We start from the raw sequence: 15,321 nt of genomic DNA, 5'->3' as shown, positions 1-15,321 counted from the left end.
CGGCTGAATCACCGGGTGAGTACGCAGCTGGACTGGCCGATCATCCCGCCCTCGATATTGAGCGGCATCGTGAGGATCGGCCAACGCGAAGGCACTGACGTCGCGCCATGGTTCGCCGGCACGGAGGTGGATTACAGGCGTCTGGTGGCTGCGGACTCCCCGTCGGTCTCGTACCGCCAGGCGATTACCATTCTCCGTCGCGCAGTGCGAGATCTGCCCAACCGACCTCTCGGAATGGAGGTCGGTACGCGGGACCCGCTGCTGACGATGGGGATGGTGGGTGTGGCGATGCGGTCATGCGCAACGGTCGGGGAAGCACTATCGGTCGGGCTCGATTTTCACCTCACTGCGGGCAGCCTGCTGGATATCACGCTGGAGCAATATGGGGACGAAACGGCACTGCGTTTCCACGAGCGCAGCCCTGAGCCCGAACTCCTCACCTTTCTCTGTGAGGAGGCCCTGTGCAGCGCAACGGTTTTCGCGCGGTCCCTCATAGGCGAGCGGTGGTCGCCGACCAGAGTGGAGCTCGGATATCCGGCCCCGTCCTACGCCCGTGAGTACGGACTGCTGCTCCGATGTCCAATCCAGTTTTCCACCGAGGCCAACCGGGTCTGCTTCCCGTCGTCGATGTTGGCGCAGCCGCTGTCTACCCACTGCGAATCGATAAAGACGCTGGCGATCGATGTCTGTCATCGGATGCTGGGTCTTGGCAGGGCGGCGGACATCACGATGGCGGTCGAGACAGTCCTCGAACGCGACCTGCCTCGGCCGTTGTCCATGGCAGACGTCGCGGCGCGCCTTCATGTCTCCGAGCGCACTTTGCGCAGGCAGTTGGCCTTGGCGGGCGAAAATTTCAGCGCGATCCGCGACAGGGTTCGCCAACGTCGCGCAATGTACATCCTCCGCGAGTCGGCGCTATCGATCGCGGCCGTGGCCCGAGAAGTCGGCTACAAGGACATTCGAGATTTCCGGCGAGCATACATCCGCTGGACAGGGCACGTACCGAGCGCCGAGCGTCGAATATCCGGACAGCCGAACACGATTCCCGCGCCCGGCTCCAGGCATGAGGGGCCCGGCCGACCGGACACCCGGTAGGTCTGGAACATGACAATGGCACGGAATTCCAACGGGGAGAGCACATTCCCCCGCATCGTCCGTCTTCTCGATGCCTTCGAATGCGAGGATGTGGACACAACCATTTTGAGCTGGCCCAACGCACCGACATGACAGGCCCCGCCGTTTACCGGCTGGTGTCGGAGTTGGTGGAGCACGGATGGCTGCAGCGGACATCGGCGTGACGAGTGCGATTCGGAACACGACTGTGGGAGCTGACCTCGTCGACCGCCCGGTTCGCAGCAATACGGCGTGCCGCATTACCGGCACTTTCTCAGCTGCACCGCGTCATCGGCCAGGACACGATGCTGGCGGTGCTGGACGGCCAGCGGGCTATCGCTGTCGAACACCTCGCTCCACCTGGGACCGATCGCTGGCCGCGAGTTTTCGGCGACCGCTGATGTGACTCAGGCTGTTCGCGATCGTCCGGAGATCGGCTAGTTGCATGCGGATGCAGACGCCAGGCGATTGAACCGGCATCCGTTGCCGGTGGCTTTGTCTGTGTGTGGTGTCAATGCATGGCTCAGGACGGGGGATCGGCAGCCATACAGGGGGCTGTGGCGGCCAGCTTGTCGCCAGCAGATGTGATGGCGCCCACCTGGCCGTAATTTCCTCCACAGCTATTTGCGCGCTCTCGCTATGAGTGTCGCGGCTGCGCCGCCCGTATTCGGGGGCGTCGTCGAGAGAGGATCTCCATGCCACGTGTTCCGTTGTCACTGCCAACGAATCGGGAGCGTAGGTTGGCGCGACAGTTGCGCTTGATCAAAGGTTCCAGAGTCGCCGCCGCAGCGATGGTGCTGGTGCTGGTCGTCCCGACTCTGCTGTCGGCGCTATACATGTGGATTCTGTGGGATCCGACGAACTACCTCAGTGAGATTCCGGTCGCGGTTGCCAGTGACGATGCCGGCGGTACCTCCGACGGGCAGCGGGAGAACCTGGGCGCTGCGATTCTCGACAATCTCACGGCGGGTCGGCGGCTGGATTTCCACCGAGTTGACGGCGCGGAGGCAATCGAAGGATTGCGGCAGAACCGCTACACCTTTTCGGTGGTCATACCCTCGGACTTCACCAGTCTCGGAGCCGGATTGGCCGACGCCTCCACCGGTGCCGGGCAGTTGAACGGCGGTACCCAGCAATTGGCCGACCCGCATTCCAGCCGTTCACCGATCTCGCCCCGATGGCGTTCGCCCGCCGCGCAATTATCCGATGCCACATCGCTTTGTACGACCGAATGTTCGGGGTGCCCATAGGAATGCTGCGACCGGCGTAGGGGCTGGGGGATCGACGTCGTCCGCAGTCTGAAACCCGTCGAGTAGTTCACCTCGCCGTCGAGGCGGCTCTCGACACGAGTTCGAGCTCAGTCCAGCGGCGTGACAGGCAGGACCGCACGCGGAGGGCGAGAACGGACTGACATCTCGATGAAGACAGGAGGTAGCGGGCCCACCTATCGCAGAACAGGGCCCATCCTGCCCAGCAGCACCACGAAGTCGCTCGAACAACTCACGAAAGAACCGCCATGATGAAATACGACACTCGAGTCCGCATCGCAGCCACTGTAGCCGTCGCCGCGGTAATGGCGCTCGGGGCCGAGGCCGCCGCTGCGAGCGCCGCGCCGGTAGTCGCGCAGAGCACCGCCATGATCGCCAGCGATGAACCCCAAGCTATCGGGACCGACGTTGAAGCGGTTCCCATCGCCGGACTCGATACATCCGCAGAATTGACGGCGGTCACGCAGCCACAGACAGCGATCAGCAATAACGACGCGGTGCCCGTTCAAGCTGCCACGCCTGTCGATGCCCAAGCCGACATCAACAACGCCCTGAACCAGGCGGGCAGTGAATTCATGCTGGCGGCAACGATCGGAAGCATGGCAGGAGGCGTTGTCGGCCTTGTCGGTGGCTGCGTGGTCGGCGCAGTCGTCGGTGCGATCGGTGGGTGCATTCCCGGGTTGGGAATCGGAGCTGCGATCGGCCCGATCATCGGCGGAGTCGTCGTCGGCGTGCCTGCGGGTATCGCTGCGCTGATCCAGGCATACAACACTCTGAACGCAGCCGGCGAGATCAGCGCGCCCAGTGCGGCGATGCCCTGATCAATCGGCGAAGGTGTGGGGTTCGCTCCACACCTTCGCACCTGTGTCCGACCGTCCCAGGACGCGGTCAGCCGATCCGAACGACCTCGGCGGAGGAGGTAATACGATCAGCATCGGAGCAGGCCAAGCTGAACCAGTACTGGCTGGCCGACCCGAGCCGGGGCCAGCTTCTACTGTCGCGCTGAACCCCAACCCCACACCGATGCCCAGTCTTTCGCTGACACCATGTTCCGGGGAGTCAGGCGCGGTCCCGAGCGCGGATACCGACACCGCAACTGACATGATCACCAATTATTGGCGAAAACTGTTGCGAAACAATACAACCCAGGGGAGTACCCCACCCGCCCTTTGCGCCTCGACGTCATGACCGAAGGCCAGCCCGCGCTGCACATGCCGGTCCCCACCTCCTGTGCCGACCGGCAATTGACAGGCACTCGGAACAGGGCCGCCTGCTCTCCACACGCCTTGCCAACGTAGGGCGAGCCGGCGTGACAGAGTAGGGTCGGCATCGTCTGCCGAACTGGACAGCCGCTGCCGGTGGGTGGCAACACGGTTGCCACCCACACTCCCGGATATCACCCGTGCTGTCACGGTGACGTCATGAGTCCGAGTGGGGAACGGCGGACGCCATCGGCGGGTGCCGTGTAGCCCATGCCCCGCGCCTTCGCATGTCGGCCCGGATCAGCGCGGCACTGCTACGGACACCGGAGCAGGGAGTCGCCTAGGAAATGAAGCGGGGCCAGAGAAATTCCTTCAGTTCGGGCATAGGACCAATACGAGAACCTGCAGCTCGAGCGCTTCCAATATGAAGCAGGACTTGAGAACCTACAGTCGTCATCATAGTCGGGTATCTGAGTAGTGGTGTTCCCGACGAAGAATCGTGTCCACTCGCAACAGGTTTGGTCCCGACGTCAGCCAAATCACTGCAGCGCCAGAACCTCCTCGCTACAGCCAGTACTTTTTCGCCAGGGCTGCCAGTACAAACCCGATGAACATGCAGACGATGGACGTCCAGATCGCCACTTTGCCGAGCGGATGTCCCTTTCTGGCGGCCGTGAGCCCGAGAAAGATCCCGGCCCAACCGAATAGGCACGGCACCCCGAGTGACAGCACAGCGAAGATCAGGGCCGTGATCGCCAGCCCCTTGCCCTCCGGTGGCGAGCTCACTGGAATGTGGGCATAGGGCCGGTAGCGCGGCACCGGTGGCGTGGGCCGCACCGCCTGTTCGGGATAGTCGAATTGCGGGATGTATTCGCCACTGCCCTGGAGGTATTCAGGTGGCGGCGGGGGAATCGCGCCGGGCGCCTGCGGCTTCCAGTAGTCGTCGTCGGTAGGTGGCTGCGGTGGTGTGCCCATGACGTGATCCGTTCCGCTGTAGGTGGTTTCGAACATTACGTCGGGAACAGTTTCAGCGTCGGCGGGCCGGAGCCCTTACTTTCCGGGGCCGCTGAGCGGCCCACCAGTCGATGAGAGCGGGCACCTCGTTGCCCATCCACGCGATGACGTTGTGCATCTCGCGAACGCGGGCGGCGTCGGGCCGGCCTGGATTGTCGAACAGCGCCAGTCCACGTTTGGTCATCGCGGTGAGGTTTGTCGTAGGTGGTGCGCTGCCGGCGGGTGAGTTCGGGCAGGATGCTGGGCTGGATCAAGGACAGGTCGCGGCGCCGGGCCTGCTGGCCTATCGACCCACTGCACGGTGGTGAAGGTTTTGAGCCGGTTGGAGATGGATCCCTTGGAGTCCCGTGGCGCTGCGGGGACCTGAGTGACGTTCTGCTGCGGCTAGGAGCGCGCGGACGGCACGTCGTTCGGCCAACGAACTTGCTTGCTGATCGCGCATGTTCGACGGTCCCTTGGGGCCACCTTGTTGAACGCGCGGTCGGTCAGCGCAGACCTCGATCTCCCTGTCCGGTGTGCGCTGGTCAGGGGCGCGAACGCTACGAACGCGTCGCACAAGCATTTTCGCCTGTAGCGGCCTGTGCGAACGCTGCGTGTCGCGGCGACGATCACTGGCTCAGCGGAGCGTTCGATCAGCAGTCCAAGGACGGGTTGGCGGTATCGAACGATGTCGGCGGCCCGGTGTGGTGTCAGCTGAGCGGACTGGATGTGTCGTCCGGCGGTCTGTGCTCTTGCAGGGCCCGCAAGCCCAGGATCGTGGCGTCCAGACCGTACCGGGTCGCTTCCATCGAGTTGCGGTTCGAGTAGTTGTCGGCGAGGGCGCGCAAGACCGGGAATTCGGGGCCAGGCGATAGGGTCGCACGTTGCCCGTCGTCAGTGGGGCGGGTCCGGCGCTGACTGTCGGCGATGGCGACGCTGCCCAGAACGTATCTGCTCAGGGTGCCCAGTGCCGCCAACGCGTCGTCGCCGGCGAAGCCGCCGGCCATGAGCAGTTTCAGGAGGTGCTCCCGAATCCGGTTGGTCGCCGCGTCGTCGGCGGCACGGGCGATGAACAGCTGCGCGACCCCGGGATGGCGCACGATCGCGTCGTGGATATCGAGCAGATAGTCCCGTAGCTGTTCGTGCCATTGCTGAGCGGGGTCGATGGCAGGCTCCGGTGGCGCGGGCATCACCTTGGCCACCAGCGCAGTCTCCAGGTCGTCCTTGGATCTGAAGTACCCATAGAGCGCCGCGGCCGTCAGCCCGACCTCGGTGGCGAGGCGCCGCAACGACAGCCGGTCCGACCCCTCGGCGGCAATGATCGCCAGCCCTGCCTCGACGATGTCGTCGCGACTGAACCGGGGCTTGGGCCCTGGAGGGGTGCGCGGTCGTGTCATGGCGGTATTTCTCGTCACTCTAGTGAGGATATGTGACCGCTATCTCTAAACATTGTATAGTGTTAGCTCTTGGGTGCTGCCCATGTAGTACGAGGAGGTTCCATGAATGTCACAGCAATGAGCGGAGCGGACGTCGACGTGCCTGTCGTCCTGCCGCTGGCAGCCTGTTCCCCCAGGAGGGCAGGCGAAATCGGCGGCAAGACACGAGGGTTGTACAGCCTCATCGACCTCGGGCTGCCGGTGCCTGACGGCTTCGCCATCACCGCCCAGGCCTACCGGGACGCCATCGCTGCGACCGGCGCGGATGCTTCCATCGCAGAAATCCTGGCCAGCGCCGATGATGACGAGGCGAAATCCCAGCGCATCCGTGAGGTCTTCGCTGCGATGCGCCTTCCCGATGCATTGGCCGCCGAGATCACTCGCGCCTACACCGAGATCGACGCACCACCGGTCGCGGTGCGATCCAGCGGCATCGCCGAAGACACCGCCGCAGCGTCATTCGCCGGCCAGCACGACACCTACCTCTGGGTCGAAGGCGCCGACAATGTCTGCGCACATGTAGTGCGCTGCTGGGCGAGCCTGTTCAATGCTGGAGCAATCGGTTACCGCCGCCGCTTCTCGATACCCCCCGAAGACGTTGCGATGGCTGTTGTAGTCCAGCGCATGGTCGCGGCCCGAGCGGCGGGCGTGATGATGACGCTGGAACCGGTCACCGGGGACCGCGGCCTGATCTACATCGAGGCCGCCCACGGACTCGGAGAAGGGGTGGTCGTCGGAGATGTCTTGTCGGATCAGTTCTGGTACGACAAGGCCACATTGGAACTGTCACGCTCGAGCATCAAGGAGCAGACCAGTCAGCATGTCTTCGATGCCGACGCCGGCACGGTGGTGGTCAGCACGCTGGATCCCGCGATCGGGAGAACCCCGGCACTCGACCCCCACATGGGCTTGCAGCTCGTTCGCCTGGGCCGCGATGTCGAGGACGCGTTCGAGTGCCCGATGGACATCGAGTGGGCGGTGTCCGGTGACGGCGAAATCCTGTTATTGCAGGCCCGGCCCGAGACCGTCTGGAGTAACCGGCCTGCAGTATCGCCGACGGCCACCGTGTGCTGCGACAGTGTCACTCACGGCGACCTCGATCCCGAGAAGTTCTACACCACCTCCAATATCGGTGAGGCCGCTCCGGGCGTGCTCACTCCGCTGACGTGGTCGGTGTGGGGGCCTGCCGCGGAGATCGCCGCGCGCTACGGCTTCATCAAACTGGGCGCCCTGGAGTCCTCACGGTCGGGGGAACCCGTCGACCCGCATGACCGGTTCATACAGATCGCGTACGGTCGCGCGCTGATCTCGGCGAGCGCGTTTTACGAGATGGGTGAGCGGATACCCGGCACCAGCGGGGAGCTGCTGGTGAGTTCCTTCCTCGGTGAAGTGCCTGAGGGGATGCGCCCGCACCCCACCCGGCGCCGTTATCCACATGCGGTGTGGACGATGCCGCGTGCATTCGCCGAGACCAGGAAGCTGCTCGTCGCCGAACATGCAGACGTCGCGGCGTGGTGGCCGCGGGAACTGGCCCGTACGCCCCACCTCGACCTGGCCGGGGCACGAGCGCAGTTTTGTGCCGCCAGGCAGAGGTTCATTCGCGCCACCTCGTTGCAGTCGCAGGCCAACGTGGTGGCGATCCCTCCGGTATACCAGGCGCTGGAGAAGCTCGTTGCCGACGCTGGGATGCAGGAGCACATGGGGGCGATCACGGCTGGAGCCGGTGACCACGCCGAGGCCGAGGTCGTGATCGATCTGTGGGATCTGGGCCGAGGCGAGCTGTCGGAGTCAGAGTTTTTGAGCCGGCACGGCTTCCACGGAACCCATGAAGGCGACATCGCGGGCCGGGTGTGGCGTGAGGATCCCACCCCGATCCGGCGGCTGGCGGCCCTTTATCGCGAGCAGGACAGTAAAAAGGATCCGCGGGTCGCCGCGTTCCAGCGCACCCACGAGCGCCAAGCCGCAATTGCCGAGCTGATGTCTCGGTTGGGGCCGATAGGCCGAATCAAAGCGGGCGTTATTCTTCGGCTCGCTGACAGCCGTATGCCGTTGCGCGGCATCGGGAAGGCGACCTTTCTGCGCACGCTGGACATCACCCGCGCCGCTGCCCGGCGTATCGGCCAGATCCTTGTTGCGGAGGGGCTGATCGACGACGCTGACAACGTCATGTACCTCACCGCCGATGAGCTCACATCACCGCAACTACCGGCAAATATCGGCGTCCTGATCGCCGAACGCAAAGCCCAGCACGAGTTGTACCGCACCTATGAACTGCCACCGGCGTTCTGGGGCGTTCCGGAACCGGCGGCAGCCACCGCGAAGGCGGCAGTCGACCAGCTCTGCGGTGTCGGTGCCAGCGCAGGGATCGTCGAAGGCATCGCCAGGGTGGTCAGCGACCCGAGCTTCGCCGAGGTCGAACCCGGCGAGATCTTGGTCGCCTCCACCACCGACCCGTCCTGGGCGGCGGTGATGCTTATCTCGGCAGCGCTTGTCGTCGATATCGGCGGCGCGCTCAGTCACGCGGCAGTGGTGGCCCGCGAGCTTGGTATCCCGTGTGTGGTCAATACCGGCATCGGGACGACCGCGATAGTCACCGGTGACCGCCTGCGCGTCGACGGGCTCGCCGGCACGGTCGACGTGCTCGAACGTGCTTGAACACCAACGTGACTCAACGTTTCATTCGAAAGAGGAATCATGGCAATCTTCCCCGCTGACGACTATCTGCACGAGCCCTCACCCAGCCCGTACTGGAACGAGGTGGGATGGTTCTCGTTCATGGCACCCGAGCGCGATCTGTGCGGGTTCCTGTACATGTATCACCGGCCCAACGCAGGCTATACCGTCGCAGGTGTCGCGGTATGGGATCCGGCAGGCACCGAGACCTACGACTGCCTGCTCTACGACTGGGGCGAGGCCTACAAGATCAGCCCGGACACCGAGATGTTCGACTTTTCCGTGGACAACGGGTTGTCGGTGGCGGTCATCGAGCCGCTGCGCCAATTCCACTTCACCTATCACGGCCAGACGGCCTACAACGGGGACGTCAGCCTGGACTTGGTATTCACCTCAGATCAGGAGCCCTACGCAGGCGACTTGGCATCCGAGGGCATGCAGGAGTGGGGCGCAGGTCATTTCGACCAGTTCGGCAGAATGTCGGGCCATTTGGTGATCGACGGCGAAAAGATCACCATCGACTGCGCCGCCCAGCGGGACCGTTCCTGGGGTGTCCGCAACATCGTGAACAACCCCCGCGGAGAGTTCGTGTGGGGAGTCGGTGAGCACAGCAGCTTCCAGGTGCTGGCCGTCAACACCTTGCCGCCGGCAGCAGATCCCGGCGTCGGCACCACAGAGGACGTGGTCTTCGGCTACTACGTCAGGGACGGCCAGTACGGCGCGCTGACGAAAGGCACTGGCGGAAAAATCGAAGTTACCCAACGTGATACGCGCGGACGCCCGGTCACCCTGCGCATCGATGCCACCGATTCGCTCGGCCGGCACCTGGAGGCGACCGGACGCGTCCGCAGCCTGCTCAACTGGCAGGGCTATTCCTGGTTGACCATCTTCTGGTGCCTGGTCGAATGGGACTTCGACGGCCAGAAGGCCTTCGGTGAACTCCAGGATTACTGGCCGCTGCACCATGCCCGCAGTTTCCTTCGCGGCCAGTATGCGCTGACCAACCATTCGTGACGAGCCGGACGGCCGCCGCCGTTGACGCACCCCGAGCGTCATCGGGTGCCGGCGGCCGTCTGCGTCGTTCACGCCGATTACATCGGGTTGGCCGATGCTCAACCGGGCGTAAGTAGGTCACCCTCAGGTCGCTGGGGCCGGCGCCGTCGTAGAGATCGTTCGCAGGCCGGACACTGGGAATCTCAATGGTGTTGTCAAGCCGCGGATTTGGTAGTTATGGGCGGCTTGTCGGTGTAGTAGCGTTGGTCGCGCACGAGTGCCCAGAGGACATCGAGTCGACGTCGGGCCAGGGCGATGATGGCCTGGGTGTGGGTGCGTCCGCGCTCGCGTTTGTGCAGGTAGTAGTCGCGGTTGGGTCCGGCGCGCATGGAGCTGGTCCGCGCTGCCAGATAGAACACGTGCCGCAGTGGTCGGCTCGCCGGTGTAGGCGGCGCTCATCGCAGCCACCATCCGACCGGATGCGTAACGAATCGCCTGCTCGGCCCCAGTCAGCAGGGCCAGCAGCAATGCCGACGGTGCGCCGAGAATATCGACCGCCCAAACGATTTCATCGGCGAGCGACCTCACTCGCGAGATCGTGGTAGTGATCTCGTTCTCGTCGTTGGCCACTCTCGCCGACCACACTGCTGTGCCGGCACTGTCGACCAGGCACACCCAGTGGTAACGCTTGCCGATATCGACTCCAGCCCACGTGACCTGACGCTCTTGGGGTCGGCCTCGATCACACGTCCGGTCAACTCGAGGTCATGAACTCCCTTGTCTGGCATCGTCGATGACCCAGGCGGCGATCTGCACGCGCGAGGTGAATCCGAGTTTGGCCAGGATGTGCTCCACGTGGCCCGCCGCTGTGCGTTGCGAGATTACTAATTTCGTGGCGATCTGCCTATTGCTCAATCCTTGGGCGACCAGGCCGGCGACCTGCCGCTCACGCTTGGTCAACCCTACAAAGGTGCCCGAGGCATGCCCCTCATCGGCGGGCTGTTCTCCAAGTGCGTACGCGACAGCGGCATCGGCACCCATCGCCTGGCCGCGGCGGAAGGCCACCTCGAATCCACGGGGGCCGAGGATATCTCGCGTTATCCGCTCACATTCGTCGTGAAAGCCGGACATGTTCTGCACGACCGTCCTGACGTTGCTTCCACTCGGCCACAGTCCCTGCGCGGCTCCCAACAGGACAGCCGCGCGCCCGGCGTCGCGATCGGCGACGATCCAGGCGAGCGCCTCGAAAGCGAACGCGGTGAGGATCGGGCTCTTCGCCCGGTGAGCGACCCGCAGCGCTCCCTCGAGCAATTGCTGGGCACCGTCCCGCTCGCCTCGGTGCCATACGGCAACACCCATGCCGCGCAGGGCAAGCGAACGATAAAGAGTTTCGCCGCACGCTTCGGTGAGGGTAATTGTTCGGCGGTAGTACTCGATTGCTCGAGTTGTATCGCCCCGCAGTTCGTATGCCCAACCGAGGACGGTCAGAGCACTTATGTACAGAGATCCCGTTCTGCTCGAGCAGAGCAGTTCCACGGCGCGTTCGATGGCAGCGGATGCGTCTGGTGCGCCGCTGGTGAGTGCGAGGATACCGGCGGCATAGTTGATCTTCGCCTGGATGAGGGAGGTTGGAGCCCGCTCGGCTAGTACCCGTGCCTCCTCCAGAAACGCGGCCGCAGACTCGAAGTCCGCCTGCCCCGAAGCCAGCTGGCAGCCGACTCGTAACGCATCGGCGCAACAGCCGGGTGCCGACTGCGCCCTGGGGTGAGCGAGCACACGGTCTATCCAGAATCGACCTTCGCTATACAGACTGCGCCAATTCCAGAACTCGAACAGTACCGCCGCGCCACGCAGCCCCGCTTCAGCCGCTTCTTCGGTGTCGTCAGCCAAGCAGGCTTCGAGCGCCGCGCGTACATTCGGCTGGTCACGATCGAGCCGCGCTATCCAGTCCAGCTGCCGGTCACTGATCCACCCGGCGTCCGCGTCCATCGCCAGCTGTAGGTACCAGTCGCGGTGCCGTCGGCGCAGCTCGGTGATCTCTCCGGACTCCTGCAACCTTTGCTGGCCGTAGTCGCGCAGCGTCTCGAGCATCCGGAAACGCACCACCGTGCCAGACTCTTCCCGGATCACGATCGACTTGCCGACCAGGGACGACAGCACATCCAGCGCACTGTGCTCGGTCACGTCGAGTTCCGAGCCACAGGTGAGGTCGGTGCCGCAAATCTGTTCGGCGGCGTCGAGTTCGAAGCTGCCGGCGAACACGGACAGCCGGGCCCACAGCCGCTGTTCGATCCGGGTGCACAGCTGATAGCTCCAGTCGATGCACCACTGCAGCGTCTGCTGGCGGGTTGATGCGGTGCGGCTGCCGTGGGTGAGCAGTGTGTACCGATCGGTGAGCCGCGTGAGAATTTGCTGCGGGGACAGCGTGCTCATCCGAGCGGCAGCGAGCTCGATCGCCAGCGGCAAACCGTCCAATTGGGCACAGATCCGGGCCACGGCGGCCTTGTTGTCCTCATCCACCTCGAAGCCGGGCACCGCGGCCGCAGCGCGGTCGGCGAACAACGTTACCGCATCGAAGGCGGACATCCCGCGCAGCGTCGACTGCCGCTCCGGATCCGGGACCGACAACGGCGGCACCCGCCGCACCACTTCTCCGGCTATATTCAGCGGTTCGCGGCTGGTGACGAGGATCCGCACACCGGGACAGGTCTGCAGCAAGGTTTCGACCAGCTCTGCCGCAGCCTCCACCACGTGCTCCGCGTTGTCCACGATAAGCAGTGTTTCCCGCGAACTCAGAAACTCGACCAGCGCCTCGAGCAACGGCGTCGCCGACTCGTGCCACAAACCGACGGTCGACGCCACCACATCCACCAGCAGCGCAGCGTCGGATAGTTCGGCCAGTCCGATCAACCACACGCCGTCGGCAAAATCGCGCCGCGCATTCGAGGCTGCCTGCAATGCCAGCCGGGTCTTGCCGACACCCCCGACCCCGGTCAACGTCACCAGCCGCGACGCCGACAGCAGACCCTTGACCTCGGCGACTTCGGTACGCCGTCCGATGAAGCTGGTCAGTTCGAGTGGCAGATTGCCAGCGCCGCCGCGGCCGAGCACCCTTGCCTTCATGTGTTGCGATACCGGCGGTTTCTGGTTCCCGGGTTCAAGATCCACAGCGCCCTGTAGTGTCACTTCGCCAAGCCGCAGCCGGTGGCGCTGCTGCACCTGCCGTATGGTAGCCCCCAGCGCCGCCGCTGACGGCCGCTGGTGGCGGTCGCGGCTCATCGCGGCCGCCACCAGCGCCGATACATCGTCGGGTATGCCGCTGTCCCGCAGGTCCGGCACTGGCTCGGTGGTTATCCGCAGAAACTGGGCCACCACATTCTCACCACTGCGACGCTCGAATGCTGCATGCCCAGTGAGTGCGCAAAACAGGGTGGCGCCGAGCCCGTACACATCCGCCGCCGCCGTCGGGGCCTCGCCTTCGAGGACCTCCGGCGCGGTAAACGCCGGTGACCCGGTCACCACGCCCGAAGAGGTCTGAAACTCACCCGCGATATGGGCGAGACCGAAATCGGTCAACGCCGGCTCGCCGTCCTCGGTGAGGAGAATATTGCCCGGTTTCACATCCCGATGCACGATATCCAGCCGATGGGCGCCCGCCAGCGCGCCGGCGATCTTCACACCGATCCCCAACACCTTGTCCAGCGGAAGCGGGCCATGCCGACGGATCCACGCATGCAGGGAATCCAGGGGGTGATACGGCATCACCAGATACGGCCGCCCACTGTCGGTGGTACCGGCCTCCAGCACCGTGACGATATTCGGATGCCCCGTCAACCGGCCCATCGCCCGCTGCTCCCGCACGAACCGCGCCTGATTATCCGCGTCCAACTCCGCAGTTAACACCTTCACCGCCACGATCCGGTCCAACCCTGGCTGCCGGCAGCGATACACCACCCCGAAACCACCCCGGCCGATCTCCACCGCATCCTCGAAACCAGCCGCCTCCAACTCCGCCGTGACGGGGGTCGTCACATCACGGCGTGTGGGCAGCGGATCGTTATCAGTCATCTACGTACGTATCGACCATGTCCGGGAGCCCAAGCAGCATGCGCTCCCATCCGCCCCTCAGCGTATCGCCGAAGAACGTCGAGGGCTATCGAGCTGGAAACGGTCGTGTCCCGACGATGCAGTCGCGGCCAGCCGTCGGATGAGCCCTGCAGCGAATCAGCCTCACTTCACCGGCAGTGCGGCGTCCTATCAAACGGTGATGGTGCCAAATCAAAGAACGCGATCGCGCGTCCAGCGCCACAGCCAACCCATCGCGCCGACCCGCATTGGGGTTCCGGACCGGCACAGACCGCTGTTTGAGTAGTCCGATGTGCTGTCGGGCTGCGCGCACCCTCGGCTCCAATAATGGCCACAGACAAGCGGTGTGGCTGATGTAGGCGCCAAATCGCTGCAGCGGCAACTATCTTGGAAATTAATCTGACCGAGATGCTGCGGCGGGCGCGGTGAGGTTCCCCCGCGGCCTCGCGCAGAGCTCCTGTTCTGTCAGCTGGGCCGCCGACGTGGAGGAATTTGACAAAACGATGAAAATGATCCGTGACAAAACGGTGAGAAAGAACCATGAAATTGCAGATGGTGAGTGCGACCGATGTCATCTATCGAGGGAACCTACATCCCCCTCCTCCTCGTCCTCGTGAGGCAGTGCAGGAGGGTTCTCAAAACTCAGATGAGAGTGCTTCGCGCGAGACTATGTCGCCCCACACGATTCGCACCAAGGCGCCGGGTACCGCTGTCCCTCGACGCAAACAACTTTCGAAACGCGGCCTAGCAGGGGACGTAAGCGGTCGAGGAGTCGGGGTAGGCGCGCCATGCCCATGACAGTGAGTCGAGCAGGTTGCGTTTGAGTGTGCGCGCATCGCGGGTGTCGCTGGGGCGTTGGACGAGGGCCTCGCGGATCATCTGCACGAACCGCCAGCGGGTGACGCCGAAGGCGACGAGCAGCTCGCCGGCGCTGGCGCCGCCGGAGGGGGCCTGTCGGATCGCGTACTCGACCACCGATCTGGCGGCCGTGTCGAGTGATCGGTTGGCCGCCAGGAAATCGCAGTGTGTCATCGACGAACGAACCCATCCCGGGTCGTGGTTGGTGTGTGCCGCGGGGGACGTCGTCGGCTGGGGGTTGTTCGGGTCGTCCGCGGGTGGGGTGCTGGCGTGCGGGGTCTGTGGGGTGGTGGTGTCGATGGTGAAGACCGGGAATCGGTCCTCGGGTGGGTCGGGTTCGTAGCGGACGCGGATCGGCTGGTCCGAGGGTGGTGGGAGTTCGCCGTAGATGGTGGAGTAGATCCAGGGGCCGTCGTCGAGTTCGACGATGGCGACCGTGGACTGCTCCCAGGTGCCGGTGTTGGAGGGGTGGTGGGCCACTTTCCACGACACGATCGACCCGGTGCCGGTGGAGGGTACCCAGTCCAGGGTGGTGGCTCGGCAGGATGAGCAGGCGTTGGTCATTGGTGCGACCAATGTTGCGCAGTCGGTGCAACGCCGGATCATCAGGGTCGCGCTGTCGTGGCGCCCGGTGGGGTCGTTGAGGTGTCGGGGGTTTTCCGGCTTGTGGTCGAACATCGCAATCCTCGCCAGTTCTTG

12 protein-coding genes and 1 pseudogene are annotated in these 15,321 nt (G+C 64.4%); 6 read left to right on the top strand and 7 right to left on the bottom strand.

Annotated elements, in window-relative coordinates:
• The first annotated feature begins 15 nt into the window (after positions 1-15).
• From ACWEQQ_RS42390 to ACWEQQ_RS42375, 4 genes are all read left to right on the top strand, one after another.
• The gene (locus ACWEQQ_RS42390; protein WP_452352208.1) at positions 16-1,095 is read left to right on the top strand and encodes an AraC family transcriptional regulator; all 1,080 of its coding nucleotides are present in this window, start codon (positions 16-18) and stop codon (positions 1,093-1,095) included.
• A gap of 80 nt (positions 1,096-1,175) precedes the next feature.
• Complete coding sequence (locus ACWEQQ_RS42385) at positions 1,176-1,298, top strand: helix-turn-helix domain-containing protein (protein WP_452352207.1); 123 nt, start codon at positions 1,176-1,178, stop codon at positions 1,296-1,298.
• Positions 1,299-1,865: 567 nt separating this feature from the next.
• Positions 1,866-2,363: a YhgE/Pip domain-containing protein gene (locus ACWEQQ_RS42380; protein WP_452352206.1), complete on the top strand. Its 498-nt coding sequence runs from the start codon at positions 1,866-1,868 to the stop codon at positions 2,361-2,363.
• Positions 2,364-2,629: 266 nt separating this feature from the next.
• Positions 2,630-3,202, top strand: coding sequence for a hypothetical protein (locus ACWEQQ_RS42375; RefSeq protein ID WP_452352205.1), 573 nt, complete (start codon positions 2,630-2,632; stop codon positions 3,200-3,202).
• 945 nt (positions 3,203-4,147) lie between these two features.
• Here ACWEQQ_RS42375 and ACWEQQ_RS42370 read toward each other — a convergent pair.
• From ACWEQQ_RS42370 to ACWEQQ_RS42360, 3 genes are all read right to left on the bottom strand, one after another.
• Entirely contained in the window at positions 4,148-4,594 is a 447-nt protein-coding gene (locus tag ACWEQQ_RS42370; RefSeq protein ID WP_452352204.1) for a hypothetical protein, read from the bottom strand.
• A gap of 16 nt (positions 4,595-4,610) precedes the next feature.
• Positions 4,611-4,781 carry a hypothetical protein gene (locus tag ACWEQQ_RS42365; protein WP_452352203.1) on the bottom strand — a complete coding sequence of 57 codons (171 nt, stop codon included), beginning with the start codon at positions 4,779-4,781 and terminating at the stop codon, positions 4,611-4,613.
• Between the two features lie 505 nt (positions 4,782-5,286).
• Positions 5,287-5,991: a TetR/AcrR family transcriptional regulator gene (locus tag ACWEQQ_RS42360; protein WP_452352202.1), complete on the bottom strand. Its 705-nt coding sequence runs from the start codon at positions 5,989-5,991 to the stop codon at positions 5,287-5,289.
• An 84-nt stretch (positions 5,992-6,075) separates the two neighbouring features.
• Here ACWEQQ_RS42360 and ACWEQQ_RS42355 point away from each other — a divergent pair, with 84 nt between their 5' ends.
• On the top strand, positions 6,076-8,667 hold the full coding sequence (locus tag ACWEQQ_RS42355) for a PEP/pyruvate-binding domain-containing protein (RefSeq protein WP_452352201.1): 2,592 nt from the start codon (positions 6,076-6,078) through the stop codon (positions 8,665-8,667).
• A 39-nt stretch (positions 8,668-8,706) separates the two neighbouring features.
• Positions 8,707-9,699, top strand: a complete 993-nt coding sequence (locus ACWEQQ_RS42350) for a DUF7065 domain-containing protein (protein WP_452352200.1) — start codon at positions 8,707-8,709, stop codon at positions 9,697-9,699.
• A gap of 194 nt (positions 9,700-9,893) precedes the next feature.
• Here the strand turns inward: ACWEQQ_RS42350 and ACWEQQ_RS42345 are convergent, their stop codons facing one another.
• The 4 genes and pseudogenes from ACWEQQ_RS42345 to ACWEQQ_RS42330 all read right to left on the bottom strand — a co-directional run bounded on the left by ACWEQQ_RS42345 (position 9,894) and on the right by ACWEQQ_RS42330 (position 15,300).
• Positions 9,894-10,097, bottom strand: a complete 204-nt coding sequence (locus ACWEQQ_RS42345) for a hypothetical protein (RefSeq protein ID WP_452352199.1) — start codon at positions 10,095-10,097, stop codon at positions 9,894-9,896.
• 31 nt (positions 10,098-10,128) lie between these two features.
• Positions 10,129-10,374: pseudogene (locus ACWEQQ_RS42340) on the bottom strand (IS110 family transposase); the annotation flags it as partial.
• Positions 10,375-10,443: 69 nt separating this feature from the next.
• Positions 10,444-13,746: a protein kinase domain-containing protein gene (locus ACWEQQ_RS42335; RefSeq protein WP_452352198.1), complete on the bottom strand. Its 3,303-nt coding sequence runs from the start codon at positions 13,744-13,746 to the stop codon at positions 10,444-10,446.
• Positions 13,747-14,508: 762 nt separating this feature from the next.
• Positions 14,509-15,300: a Zn-ribbon domain-containing OB-fold protein gene (locus ACWEQQ_RS42330; protein WP_452352197.1), complete on the bottom strand. Its 792-nt coding sequence runs from the start codon at positions 15,298-15,300 to the stop codon at positions 14,509-14,511.
• Between the last annotated feature and the right edge of the window lie 21 nt (positions 15,301-15,321).

It is taken from the genome of Nocardia sp. NPDC004123, from assembly GCF_053603795.1.
The sequence above is the reverse complement of the archived record's forward strand: the minus strand, read 5'-3'. Positions and strand labels throughout refer to the sequence as shown.